This is a genomic window from Moraxella sp. CTOTU47579, assembly GCF_032004885.1.
Taxonomy (GTDB): domain Bacteria; phylum Pseudomonadota; class Gammaproteobacteria; order Pseudomonadales; family Moraxellaceae; genus Faucicola; species Faucicola tetraodonis.
Genome location: NZ_DALZOJ010000001.1, coordinates 218,493 through 230,889, shown reverse-complemented (window position 1 = coordinate 230,889; position 12,397 = coordinate 218,493). Strand labels below are relative to the sequence as shown.

Here is a 12,397-nt window from a genome sequence, read left to right as displayed (position 1 = left end):
ATTTGATTAAAAGGCTATTTGCTGGCTGGTTTTGGCGGTGCCGTTAACAAGCCAACCTTTTGGATGCCCGCTTGCTGCAAGTTTGCCATCAATTGGATAATATCCCCATATTGGTTATTTTGATCGGCATTAATCATCACATTGACATTGGGTTTACCATCGAACTGGTATTGAGGCTGAGATTGTAAATTATTCAAAGTGGCGATTAGTGCTTCTTCGCTCATTGGCTCATCGGTTTTGTCTTGGGTACTTAAATATAGCTGTCCATCAGATTTTAGTGACACAATCACCGGTAACTGCGTGCCTTGCTGTAGTGATTTGGTTTGCGCTTTTGGCAAATCAATATCTACTCCCGTCGTTAGCATGGGCGCGGTCACCATAAATATGACGAGCAGCACCAACATTACGTCAATATAAGGCACCACATTCATACCTGCATTGAGTTTTTGAGGACGGTTACGGCTGTAAGGGTTTGCTTTCATAGTGTCAAGTTGTTCAATAAAATTTATCTAACATTCATTTAGCATTTAGCGTTTATCTAGCGAGCGAGCGGTGGCATCATGGCAGGTGAATTCAGCCCTGTCGGTAAGTTGGTAGTCGTATCCACAGTTTGTCGCAACAACATGCCTGTCATCTCATCACAGAACAGGCTACGACTTTGATAAACTTTATCGTTTTTTGCGGTAAAGTGGTTGAAAGCCAGTGCCGCTGGAATCGCAGCAAACAACCCGAGCGCCGTGGCAATCAAGGCTTCGGCAATACCAGGGGCAACCGCAGCCAGTGTGGCTTGCGCAGAAGTCGATAAACCCATAAAAGCCGTCATAATCCCCCAGACCGTACCAAGCAGACCGATATAAGGCGAGACCGAGGCAATACTGGCTAGCAACGGCAATCCTTGCTCAAGCTCGAGTTGCTGACGCCCCAAGCCAACGCGAAGTTTGCGCTCGACGCCTTCAATGACGTCGCTACGGGCTTGGGTGTTTTTGAGCAGTTTTAAAAACTCACTAAAGCCAATAAAAAAGATTTGCTCAAGTCCACTTCTATCAGGATTACCTTGAACGCCTTTGTATAGGGTTGGCAATTCAACCCCTGACCAAAAGGTTTTCTCAAAATAATTATCGGCGCGCGTGGCAATTGCCAAGCGACTACTTAAACGAAAAATAGTGACCCAACACAATAAAGAAGCAAATAATAAAATACCCATGATAATTTTGACGAAAATACTGGCGTGCGTTACCAAACTAACGAGATCAATCGAGCCTTCCATAAAGTTATGCTTCCCCAACCATCTAAATCACTAAATATAAAATACTAAATATAAGTCACTAAATATAAATTACTAAATATTTTGATGCCAGCTTGTTAACAGCCTGCTAGCCATACCCGATGAAAACCAAAAACTAGTGCAATTATAAGGTCGAGCACTAGAATTTACATAAGCATATTGTAACCAATAACATCTGCTAATCGTATAAAAACTTTTGGTAGATTTTATCAAGCAGCTTGACGGTCAAAGTATTAGAAATTCCCGCAGGTGACAAGGCTGCCATCAGTTGATTTTGGCGCGGGCTTCAGCCTTATAGGTGTCGCTGTGTTCTACTCTTTTCTTACTCATGGTAAACTCTGGTTTAGGATGCAAGTTTAGCAAATATTTTTCTTCCGTTTTTTTAAGCATACCTCAAAAATTTTAAAATATTTTTTGTATAAAGCATTAAGCTAAAGAATAGAGCTTTGACTTTATACAGATAATTGTTTAATTTAAGGGAGGAAAACACCCTCAGAAAAATTTTAGCTAATTCAATATTATAATATAGGAGATACAAATGGCTATTTCACTTAATAAAGGCGGTAACTTATCCCTGTCAAAAACAGATCCAAGCTTAACACGGTTATTAATTGGTCTAGGTTGGGATGAGCGTGCCACATCAGGGGCAGAATTTGACTTAGATGCCAGCGTATTTTTGCTTAATAATACAGGCAAAGTACGCGGCGACCATGACTTTATTTTTTATAACCAACTAAAATCTGACAACGGTGCAGTTGAACACACCGGGGACAACCGCTCAGGGGCAGGTGACGGTGATGACGAAGTAATCAAAGTCAATCTTTCCCAAGTACCCGCCGATATTGAAAAAATTGCTGTCACTGTGACAATCCACGATGCCCAAGCTCGTAATCAAAACTTTGGTCAAGTATCCAATGCCTTCATTCGTGTGGTCAATGAAGAAACAGGGGCAGAGGTAGTACGGTTTGACTTAGCAGAAGACTATTCCATCGAAACTGCTATGGTATTTGGCGAAGTCTATAAACACAATGGCGAATGGAAATTTCGTGCGGTGGGTCAAGGCTATGCAGGTGGCTTAGCAGCTATGTGCCAACAATATGGCGTAAATATCGGCTAAATCGGATTTTAAGCTGCAATTTACCATTAAAATAATGATAAAAACACATTAAATAAAGTATATAAAGATGGCGGTTAGTCTACAAAAAGGACAAAAAATTTCACTCGACAAAGAAGCAGGCACGGCACTGACTCGTATCAAAATGGGTCTAGGGTGGGATGTTGCATCCACCCCAAAATCCGGTGGCTTTTTAGGCAGTCTATTCGGTGGCGGCGGTAATAATGATAGTATCGATTTGGATGCATCTTGCATTATGTTTGATGCGAGCAAACAGCCCATCGATGCAATTTGGTTTGGTCAACTGCAGTCAAAAGACGGTAGTATCGTCCATATAGGTGATAACCGCACAGGCGCAGGAGATGGCGATGATGAAGTCATCAATGTCGATTTATCTCGTGTCCCTGCTCATGTACAGTCACTGGTGTTTACCGTGAATAGCTTTACGGGTCAAACGTTTGAAAAAGTTGCCAATGCGTTTTGTCGTATCGTTAATGCTGGCAATAATAGCGAAGTGGCTCGCTATAACTTATCAGCTCAAGGCAGTCATACCGCGCTGATTTTAGCAAAGATTTATCGCCACAATGGTGAATGGAAAATGCATGCCATTGGTGAAATTGCCAGTGGTCGTACCTTTCATGATTTGATGCCTGCCATTACACCACATGCCTAAATTTAAATTGTAGATAACAATACCCTATTTGCTGTCAATGGGGTATTTTTTTATTCGGATAATAAAAAAAATAATAAGGAAACACGATGCCAACTTTGGTACTTGGGGCAAATACGCCTATCCCCCACACGCCTTGCCAAGTGACAGTAACTAGCCAAAATGCCAATCGTTTTGGGATTGAGATGGGCTGCGTTTGGATAGCGATGGACGCGAGTCGCCGAGCAACTACCAGCCCTGCTTATCTGCATGAAAGCAAAGATTGGGCAACGGTAACAGTCGAGAGTGATAAAATCCATGTTTGGATATTAGACTTAGCCCATGTGTTTTCCCAAAATCAAACCCAGTATCTGCAACTGATCGTGTATGCTTACCAAGACGCGAGTGTGATTGCCCCAGCCGTGGAAGTCAATGATCTGGGTATCAAAGTCGGTAGTGATATTGACTATGCGTTTCATACCCCAGAGCGCCATATCAAAGCCAGTATTGTACTGGAGATCTACCAGCGTAATGGGCAATATAAATGCCGAGCACTCGCGGAAACATCTAGTCAAAGTCTAGCCAATTTTGCCGAACGTTTACAAATCAGCCTTGACGCCCGTTACCCTAATAACATGACGACAGGCAACGTTTTGCACGCCCTACCAGACAACAGACGTCCTCGCCCTCAGCCAGGTGACACTTGGACTGGGACAGCTTTTGCGATTGACCCCTATCATTTACTCACTTGTGAGCATGTGGTGGACGGGACAACGCAAATCGCACTGCGTCAACAAGGATATCCCGATATGGAATGCCAAGTGGTTCTGACAGATGAAGGTAGTGATACAGCGTTACTTAAAGTCAATCAGCCTTTACCAAGTTATCTGCCCGTGCGAGAACGTGGCTATGACTTGCTGGGTGAGCAGATTACCACGCTTGGTTTTCCGCTAACAGGTCTTGGTAGCCAATTACAAGTCACCCAAGGCAATATCGCAGGGCTACAAGGCATTGGCAATGATATTCGTTTTATGCAGTTTACTGCGCCAATTCAGCCTGGCTCAAGTGGCAGTCCGCTCCTGCTTCCCACAGGCGAAGTGGTCGGTATGGTTACCCACACCATTGCCAATACCCAAAACATGAATTATGCCGTCAAATATCAATTATTATCCGCGCTTTTGACCAGCTGCGGTCTTAATGTAGGCGAGCTTACCCACAATATTAGCCAAACACCCCTATCCACGCCTCAGATTACCAAACAGAGTAAATCTGCTTTGTGGTTAGTTGGCTGTGGTGCGTGACAGCTTTTTATCAGACTGAACTTATCGAAGTCAGCAGAGAAGATATACAATCAAAAAAGTTAACACTTTAGACTCACAACGATTAAAAAATCACTCAATCAAGCGCTAATACTGCAGCAGATGGCTAAATGCGTCTAGATTTTTGGTGGCTATTCACGGGTCGGCAATAAAATGCTGTGTTTGGGCATAAGATTGCGCTTCTGATTTAATTAGCGCCAACCATTCATTGGCAATGACGGGATGCGACTGAAAATATGCCATCATCCAATTGGCTAACGGCTTAGGCACAGGCACAAATTGGGTGGAAGGCAAAATGGATTGGACGCCATTGCCATTGGTGTCATCGCTGTCATACACAAGCTCAACCTGTGGATTTTTTTGAATAATTTCCACCCCCGTAATCTGCCAATTGGTAAAAGCATTATCAATCGCATAGGGCAACGATTCTGCTTGAGATAATTTTGATTGTAGATAGATGGGCTCAAATGCTTTGCTAGTATTCACCCAATGCAAGCGTAATGCAATGTCAGGGTGTTGATAAAACACCACCAATTTGCCAGCAAACTTTATTTGCCAAGGATTAACAACTTGGTGGAGATGAATGCCAAGCATTTGCGCAAATTGCTCTCGCGTCAGCAATCGATCAAAGCTTGCTAGCAATTGACCATTTAGCGGATGTTGCAGTTTGAGTAGGTCGGATAAATACTCATAATGGTAAATAAACTTCATAGGCCGGTGCTGTGAGATAAGCACGTCCGTCACTTGACACCGATGCACTTTCCACTGCGGCATGGTATCAGTGATAAGCGCAAGCAAATCTATGATTGTGTTATTGTTTGTACTCTTGGCTATAGTTTGTGTATTAACATCCGTTTGAGTGACTGGCAAGGGATTTCCTTTTAAATGATTTGTCTATCTAAATGGTTTGTTTATCTAAATGATTTTTTTCATCATAATAGCTTTATTATAAAACTTTTTTCATTTATTTGAGCCAAAAAAAATCATTACATGGTGAAATGTAATGATTACTCAAAAAAACTGTGGTAGTTAAAAGTTACAGTTAATAATAAGCAGCGTTTAGCAATAAGGCGACCGCTAAAAAGAACCAAATCATAAAGACGGTACTAAGCCATTTACGATGATAGCGCCAAGACTCATCATCGATTTTATTATCGGTTGCCCAATCATCCACTAAATCATCTTTGGCTGATTTTTTTGGTAGCTTTTTTGGTAGCTTTGCAGACTTTTTAACGCTATGTTTAATCCGCAAGTCTTTGGTTAATTGATTGTCCTCATCTTGCATAGTAAAGAAATTAGACGGGCAATCTGCCAAATATGTTTGCTGACTATCGTAGCGCGGTAATAGGGATTTAATAGTTGCCTGACTATAATCACTCTCACCCACGTCACCAAAAACTAATTGAGACGCCAAACTTTGAGATGCTAAGCCACTCCTTATATTGTCATATGTTTTGTTAATCTTCATGTTAAATACCCCTTCTTGATAAGTAACATTATAGGGATATCGCGGCGTTATTTAATCATAGGTTTGATTGTGGTTTTGTTATACTCAGCTAACTTGTATTAGCAAATGTGCAGATTTGAAACCGTTTGTAAACCGCTAATAGTTAAACTTGCGCCCTCTTAATTTATAATTTTTGGCACCCATGATTTGTACTAGGATGGAAAATTTTTATTTAACCTGTAGATTTAAAAAAATTATCTTCTATCGATGAATATTTGTTGTTCAGAGGCTTTGACAAAATCTTCATAAGAAACCACCCCTTGACTATTAGGGGCATTTGTTGTGGAATTACTGCTGCCCGTCTGCGCGCGCTCATCTGAACCTTGATTTAGGTTATTGGGATTTGAGCTATCGGGATTTGAGCTATTAGAATTAGCGGCGTCAGTTGGCGCCTCAGGCATCTGATTAGTCCTACTTGGCGTATTGGCGAGCGTGTCTGACACTTGATTGGTAGTTATAGTGGGATTGACATTCGCTGGCGCGGTGGGTTGTGGGGTGGAAGCCACGCCGTTTCCTAATTGCTCACCGGTAATTATTACCGCTTCTGTTCTTAAATTCTCTGGTTGAGTGGTCGAGGCGGCAACAGCGGAAGCAGTTGCAGGCAATGTCTGCGCCGATTGGCTAGGGTTTGTTGCCGTTAGAATGACATTGTTTTGAGTGTCTCTATTATTTTTCATCGCTTGATAACTGTGATAACTCTGATAACTGGGCACGACAACTTGGGTTAACAAACCGATGAGTGACATAACTAAAAGCGGAATCAATACCATCAGTACCGTTTTTAACTGGGTAGCAGGTCTAGCAGGTAAGCCATAATAATTGGCGCCTGCGGTCCCTTCGACTGCTAGCAAGTAAAGGTAAACTAAGACATTTACCCCAGGCACTAGCATCAATAGCGCAAGCCACCCCGTTATGTTAAGGTCATTAAAGCGCCGTTTGCTAACGGCAAGCTGTAGATAAAACAAAACCGCCACACCCACACTACTTGCACCAAGCAAACTCATCGGCAACTGCTCACTACTGGCATTTACCATGCCTTGAAAGCCACCAATCATCACAAATAGCAAAGCGACCAGCATTAATGCTATCAACGCATTGAAGGTGGAATACGCTAAAAATTGCATACGGCTAACCCGACCGTGCCAATCAAAAAACCGACGATTATTAAAGCCTTCATGCAGCTCGGTTAACGTGACAAAAGACGTACCAACTTCAGCTTCAACTATTTCATCAACTTGCATTTTGTCAACTTGATGCACATTATCGAAGCTGGGTTCAATGGGGGGTAAAGACTGGGCTTTTTTTGGCTTGGGTAGACGGATGGCCATAATGAGCAACTTAATCTATAGGTTTAAACTTTTTTTTAGCTTAAGGTTTTTAGCGCAATATTTTTAACGTAGTATTACCCAAATTTTATAATATATTGGTTAGAATATCTTGAAATGGGCACATAAATTTGACATTTTTTGTAACATTCATTGAATTTTTTGGCGTGATAGCAAACTTAATAAATCAATAAATAGCTTTTAACCCCGATAACACAACGCTGTAATTATCATTGAGTATTGATATGGATATTTCACAACTCACTTATTTTGTGGTAGTGGCAAAAGCAGGTAGTTTTAGCCAAGCTGCCAAAACCTTGGCTATATCACAGCCATCGCTAAGCCGCCATGTCCAGCAACTTGAAAGCGAGCTGGGTGTCGAGCTGCTGGATCGCTATCACCGCCCAATGACTTTAACAGCGGCGGGACATTTTCTTTTAGCACAGATTGAGCCAATATTGTTGCAACTTGAGCAAGCCAGTGAGTTGACTCAGCGCTTTGCCCAGCCGCATCGAAACAATCATTTGACGATTGGATTTGTCGCCTCAGTGCTGTACGGTTTGTTGCCTGAAATTATTTCTACAGTCAAACAGCGACATCCCAATTTGGATATCAAGCTGGTCGAAATCAATTCGGAGCAGCAAATGTCAGCGCTAAAGTCGGGGGACATCGATGTGGGATTTGGAAGATTTCGGCACAGTGACAACTTTGTGCAACAGATATTTTTACGTCATGAACGCTTTGTGGTGGCACTGCCAATGGCGCACCCCTTGGCATCACGCCCGGATGATATCGGCATCGCATTTAAAGAGTTGCTAGAAGATACGCTTATTTTGTATCATCGCACGCCCTTGCCAATCCTGCAAAATCCGCTATTCAATGGCGAAACTGATCAACTCATGTATTTGTTTGCCCGCCACCAATTGTCACCTCATTTGACCACCAAAGTGCGCGATATCCAAATCGCTTTGGGCTTGGTGGCGGCAGGTGAAGGTATCACCTTAGTGCCTGATAGTTTAAAAACCGTCCGTACCGAGCAAATTCATTATCATCGTCTACGTCACGAAGATGCGACGACCCCAATTTTTATGAATGTGTTGGCACACCAATCCAATCCGTATATTGATGATTTACTGCAGGCGACTTACCAAGTGTATGAAGCTAAGGGCATTACCTACTCTAACCAATCGTTGAATTAAACACAGTTATATTAAAGACTCTTATATTTAAGCCTCTAGTAAAATTTTATTTGCTTAGGCTAAATTGACGTTCTTGGTTGACACGGCTGATAAATTGTTGGGTAAATGCTTGATAATCCACGTCCGCAAAATCTGCTAGACGCAACATGGTCATGCCGGCATAGCCACAAGGGTTGATCATTTGAAACGGGGTCAAATCATTTTGTACATTGATGGCGATGCCATGATAACTAAAGCCGTGTTTTATCTTAAATCCCAATGACGCAATTTTACCAAGTTCTAAATCGTCTTGATTATACACATACACCCCTGGCGCATCCGCACGCGCTTTGGCATAAAAATCTGGCGGCAAATAAGGCGTGATGACATCAATGATGATGTTTTCAGCTTTACTGACCAAATCGCGCACGCCCCACCCCAACGCATTTAAATCAAATAAAAAATACACCACCAACTGCCCATGACCGTGCCAAGTGACTTGACCGCCACGATCGGTGTGGATGATGGGGGTATTATCTCTTTGCAAAATATGTTCAGGTTTGCCCGCTTGACCCAGTGTAAACACATTTTCGTGATCCACAATCCATAACTCATCAGCGCTAAGCTGCGCCTGCTCGCTGCTGGTAGATTTTTTTTGCTCAATACGCGATAACACGCGCGCCAGCATTGCCGCATGGGTGGGTTCATATTGAGCGTTTTGCAAATATTTAATTTCTAATGGTAACATCGCATTTCCTTGCAGTAGCTTTTTGCGTTTATGTGACAAACCGCTTATTTGTCGTTTGTAGCAGTAACATTGACTTTGCCCAGCTGTAAAAGAGATTTTTGCAGTATTGACTGATAATCAGTCATATCACGCTGCCCGACTGAGCCAAAATTTGTTAATTGACCGGTTAATTGACTGATTGGCATTAGCGTCGCAGGGTTGGCGTTGCCGGTTTTTGCAAAACCGATGGCTAAACTGGCGTTATCGCCGCCCAAATAAAAATCTTTGATGGTAAGTTGATCGTCAGTCGGCGTATGGGTTTTCTCATTGTTATTGGGCGAACTAGTTGCAAAATCCAGCGTTAAGTCCTGCTTTTCTTGAGTGACCAAGCTCAACTCGTCATAGCCTCTATCCGCAAGATAAAGCGTATCTTTGCCACCGCCTGCATTGATGATGGTATCATGACCAAATCCTTTGGTGAAATAATATAAATCATTGCCTGTGCCACCCACTAGCACATCATCACCGGCATTGCCGATGAGCACATCATCATCAGCACCGCCTAGCAGCCTATCTTGACCGCTATTACCCACTAGCACATCGTCCCCCTGACTACCCCATAATAAATCCCCGAGACCCTGCTGTCCAAGTACAGAACCATCAATATGGTGATTGATGAGGACGTCATTAGCTAAGGTGCCAAAATGCTGGTTAGCTTTATTAGCAAGGGATTTGGCTTCATAACTGTTCCAATCCAGTGGCTTGCCAAATGCTTGCTGATAATCTTGCGATATACGCGAAATAGCAAAACGGTTATTCAAGAACACCAAGGTATTGTATTCATCATACGTATAAAGTGGTGCATGAAACTGCCCACTGGGCAACATGCTTTGATTAAGGACTGCCAATTGGGTTATTTTGTCGTTTTCACTGATAGCTTGGCGCATGATTTCATCAACTTCATTAAACACATCTTTATCTTGCGGTTTTGCCGCGTTATCGAGCCACAAGGGTTTGATAAACCGTTGATACCCCAATTCTTTTGCTACCAAAAACTCATAATAAGTTGCCTCACCCTCCGCTTTGGCGCGTGCCATGCCATAGGCTTGTGGCGTATCAAATTGATACAAATTGTTTTTATCACGATTAATTTGTTGGTATTGACCTGTTGCGTGCCCTAGCTCATGGGCGATGTTCAAAAAATTTTTATAACTTTTAGCAATATGAATGGTATTGCCGTAGGCTTTTGCGCCGACACCGACGGTGGTATCTTGCTCATCAATGAGTAAGTTACCTTGAAATCGATTGAGCAAATTGACCAAGGTAGGCGATTTTTCGATATCTTGGACATTAAACCCCGACTGAACCAAATAGACATTGTTGGGATTGTTCAGATCTAACGCAGGCATAACCTTCCTTTAAGTATGTGGATTTTTAGATAGTTTTTTAACTGCTTTTTTTAAGCGGATCTTCTAACAAGTAACACTTAATGACAGCAAAAAGTGAGTTTTACAGCGGTAATGATTCATGCACAGTTATTGCACAGACCCTATCGTCGGATAAAGGTATAGTAAGCAATATAAATTTTAAAAAACGTCAGCAAGCTTAATCAAATTTTAAGCCGGCTGTTAACGCGCTATTATAGCGCAATTAATGACTTAAAATGCCCCAAAACAGGGGACATTCAACCGCCAGATTAGTCATGCCTATAAAAATGGAAAAATTATGAAAATCGAAAACTCGTATGCCACGCTTGACCCAAGGCTTTATCATAAACAACCCCCCAAACCGCTCACCAACCCGCAAGCAGGGCATTTCAACCCGCAAGTCGCCCACCAAATTGGCTGGGCTGATGATGAATTTTTAAGGCAGCATTGGGTCGAAATCTTGGGCGGCGACATCGTTCCCGACGGCTTTGAACCATTAGCCATGGCGTATGCTGGACACCAATTTGGGCAATGGGCAGGGCAATTAGGTGATGGTCGTGGTCTATTACTCGCTCAGGTAATCGATAAAGACGGACAATTGACCGATTTACATCTGAAAGGGGCAGGATTAACCCCCTACTCGCGCATGGGGGATGGTCGTGCGGTGATTCGAAGCGTCGTGCGAGAGTATTTGGCAGGTCATGCGCTTAATTGCTTGGGTATTCGGTCTAGCAACGCGCTGGGCTTTGTGGTTTCAGATACCCCTGTCAACCGTGAGACACGTGAACGCGGCGCTGCGCTACTACGTACCGCAGATTGTCATATTCGCTTTGGGCATTTTGAATGGGTGGCAAATTATGCGCCTGATTTATTGCTGTATTTTACCCGTTATGTCATCAAAACCTATTTCGCCGACTGTTTTGACAGTGATACGCCCATTCAAGATTTTTTGCGGCAAGTCGTTGATAAAACTGCCAAAACCCTGGCGGATTGGCAGCTGATTGGTTTTGCCCATGGGGTCATGAATACCGACAATTTATCTATCACAGGTGCGACCATCGATTTTGGTCCTTACGGTTTTATGGAGCGCTTTAATCCGATTTGGATCAACAACCATTCTGATTACAACGGGCGTTATGTTTATCAAAACCAGCCATCCATTGGACTTTGGAATTTGTCACGTCTGATTACCTTATTTTTACGCCTTAATGGCGAAAAACTGACCGCCAATCATCCGCTAGAAACTTTGTCGCGCGAGCAATTAACCGACATTTTAGACAGTTTTGGTGAGATTTTTTATCAGTATTATCAGCAAGGTCTCTGCCAAAAATTTGGCTTACCCATCAGTGAAGAAAACTGTGACTTTGCTTTGCAGTACTTGGAGATCATGCAGCAAAACAAACTCGACTTTACCAACAGCTTGCGCGCGCTAGTAGCAATCGTTGCTGACGCCAAGCCCAATGATAAATTAAACCTATTACATGAATTTAATTTACTTAATCAGTTGGAAATTTCAATTAGCAGCGGTAACGGTCAAGCCAATGCCACCTTAGCGGATTGGATTGCTACCTACCATACCAAATTACAGCAGGATTCTTTGCCGTTGGTAATGAGCCACAATCCCGTGTATGTATTAAGAAACAGCATGGCACAGCAAGCCATTGAATTGGCTGAACAAAATGACATGAGCGAGGTGGATAGACTGTATCAGCTATTGGCTAATCCTTACCAAGTTAGCGCATTAGCCAAGCCGAGTGACACCGAGCCACCGTTGGCAGATGCGCCTGAAATATGCGTTAGCTGCTCATCTTGAGATGATAGCCAAGGTCGGTAGCGCGATTTTTACCTAACTAGTTTTATTTTTTG

At 42.7% G+C, this 12,397-nt stretch carries 12 protein-coding genes; 5 read left to right on the top strand and 7 right to left on the bottom strand.

What is annotated here, in order from left to right:
* Window positions 1–14 precede the first annotated feature (14 nt).
* Window positions 15–482 (bottom strand): protein TolR, encoded by a 468-nt coding sequence (gene tolR, locus RTP55_RS01025; RefSeq protein ID WP_007116707.1) that lies wholly within the window; start codon window positions 480–482, stop codon window positions 15–17.
* A gap of 56 nt (window positions 483–538) precedes the next feature.
* On the bottom strand, window positions 539–1,267 hold the full coding sequence (tolQ, locus tag RTP55_RS01020; protein ID WP_095355470.1) for a protein TolQ: 729 nt from the start codon (window positions 1,265–1,267) through the stop codon (window positions 539–541).
* Window positions 1,268–1,823: 556 nt separating this feature from the next.
* On the opposite strand from tolQ, the gene RTP55_RS01015 reads away from it, so the two are divergent.
* The 3 genes from RTP55_RS01015 to RTP55_RS01005 all read left to right on the top strand — a co-directional run bounded on the left by RTP55_RS01015 (window position 1,824) and on the right by RTP55_RS01005 (window position 4,349).
* Window positions 1,824–2,402 (top strand): TerD family protein, encoded by a 579-nt coding sequence (locus RTP55_RS01015; RefSeq protein WP_065252628.1) that lies wholly within the window; start codon window positions 1,824–1,826, stop codon window positions 2,400–2,402.
* A gap of 67 nt (window positions 2,403–2,469) precedes the next feature.
* The gene (locus RTP55_RS01010) at window positions 2,470–3,072 is read left to right on the top strand and encodes a TerD family protein (RefSeq protein ID WP_312383528.1); all 603 of its coding nucleotides are present in this window, start codon (window positions 2,470–2,472) and stop codon (window positions 3,070–3,072) included.
* Window positions 3,073–3,158: 86 nt separating this feature from the next.
* Window positions 3,159–4,349 (top strand): S1 family peptidase, encoded by a 1,191-nt coding sequence (locus tag RTP55_RS01005; RefSeq protein ID WP_312383526.1) that lies wholly within the window; start codon window positions 3,159–3,161, stop codon window positions 4,347–4,349.
* Window positions 4,350–4,502: 153 nt separating this feature from the next.
* On the opposite strand, the gene RTP55_RS01000 is transcribed toward RTP55_RS01005, so the two are convergent.
* The 3 genes from RTP55_RS01000 to RTP55_RS00990 form a co-directional block, all read right to left on the bottom strand.
* Window positions 4,503–5,237 (bottom strand): hypothetical protein, encoded by a 735-nt coding sequence (locus RTP55_RS01000; protein WP_312383525.1) that lies wholly within the window; start codon window positions 5,235–5,237, stop codon window positions 4,503–4,505.
* Window positions 5,238–5,409: 172 nt separating this feature from the next.
* Window positions 5,410–5,781, bottom strand: coding sequence for a hypothetical protein (locus RTP55_RS00995; RefSeq protein ID WP_312383523.1), 372 nt, complete (start codon window positions 5,779–5,781; stop codon window positions 5,410–5,412).
* A 287-nt stretch (window positions 5,782–6,068) separates the two neighbouring features.
* On the bottom strand, window positions 6,069–7,202 hold the full coding sequence (locus RTP55_RS00990; protein WP_312383520.1) for a DUF805 domain-containing protein: 1,134 nt from the start codon (window positions 7,200–7,202) through the stop codon (window positions 6,069–6,071).
* 242 nt (window positions 7,203–7,444) lie between these two features.
* Between RTP55_RS00990 and RTP55_RS00985 the strand changes: the two genes are divergently transcribed.
* The gene (locus RTP55_RS00985; protein ID WP_312383518.1) at window positions 7,445–8,398 is read left to right on the top strand and encodes a LysR family transcriptional regulator; all 954 of its coding nucleotides are present in this window, start codon (window positions 7,445–7,447) and stop codon (window positions 8,396–8,398) included.
* Window positions 8,399–8,444: 46 nt separating this feature from the next.
* On the opposite strand, the gene lipB is transcribed toward RTP55_RS00985, so the two are convergent.
* Both lipB and RTP55_RS00975 read right to left on the bottom strand, forming a co-directional pair.
* Window positions 8,445–9,125, bottom strand: coding sequence for a lipoyl(octanoyl) transferase LipB (lipB, locus tag RTP55_RS00980; RefSeq protein WP_284033992.1), 681 nt, complete (start codon window positions 9,123–9,125; stop codon window positions 8,445–8,447).
* Between the two features lie 44 nt (window positions 9,126–9,169).
* Window positions 9,170–10,513 carry a calcium-binding protein gene (locus RTP55_RS00975; RefSeq protein ID WP_312383515.1) on the bottom strand — a complete coding sequence of 448 codons (1,344 nt, stop codon included), beginning with the start codon at window positions 10,511–10,513 and terminating at the stop codon, window positions 9,170–9,172.
* 316 nt (window positions 10,514–10,829) lie between these two features.
* On the opposite strand from RTP55_RS00975, the gene RTP55_RS00970 reads away from it, so the two are divergent.
* Entirely contained in the window at window positions 10,830–12,344 is a 1,515-nt protein-coding gene (locus RTP55_RS00970; protein WP_312383513.1) for a protein adenylyltransferase SelO, read from the top strand.
* Window positions 12,345–12,397: the final 53 nt, after the last annotated feature.

Bases quoted from the DNA above. Each gene is read 5' to 3' on its own strand.
- RTP55_RS01015 (WP_065252628.1), top strand. From the start codon at position 1,824: ATGGCTATTTCACTTAATAAAGGCGGTAACTTATCCCTGTCAAAAACA.
- RTP55_RS00985 (WP_312383518.1), top strand. From the start codon at position 7,445: ATGGATATTTCACAACTCACTTATTTTGTGGTAGTGGCAAAAGCAGGT.
- RTP55_RS01010 (WP_312383528.1), top strand. From the start codon at position 2,470: ATGGCGGTTAGTCTACAAAAAGGACAAAAAATTTCACTCGACAAAGAA.
- RTP55_RS01005 (WP_312383526.1), top strand. From the start codon at position 3,159: ATGCCAACTTTGGTACTTGGGGCAAATACGCCTATCCCCCACACGCCT.
- tolR (WP_007116707.1), bottom strand. From the start codon at position 482: ATGAAAGCAAACCCTTACAGCCGTAACCGTCCTCAAAAACTCAATGCA.
- RTP55_RS00975 (WP_312383515.1), bottom strand. From the start codon at position 10,513: ATGCCTGCGTTAGATCTGAACAATCCCAACAATGTCTATTTGGTTCAG.
- lipB (WP_284033992.1), bottom strand. From the start codon at position 9,125: ATGTTACCATTAGAAATTAAATATTTGCAAAACGCTCAATATGAACCC.
- RTP55_RS00970 (WP_312383513.1), top strand. From the start codon at position 10,830: ATGAAAATCGAAAACTCGTATGCCACGCTTGACCCAAGGCTTTATCAT.
- tolQ (WP_095355470.1), bottom strand. From the start codon at position 1,267: ATGGAAGGCTCGATTGATCTCGTTAGTTTGGTAACGCACGCCAGTATT.
- RTP55_RS00990 (WP_312383520.1), bottom strand. From the start codon at position 7,202: ATGGCCATCCGTCTACCCAAGCCAAAAAAAGCCCAGTCTTTACCCCCC.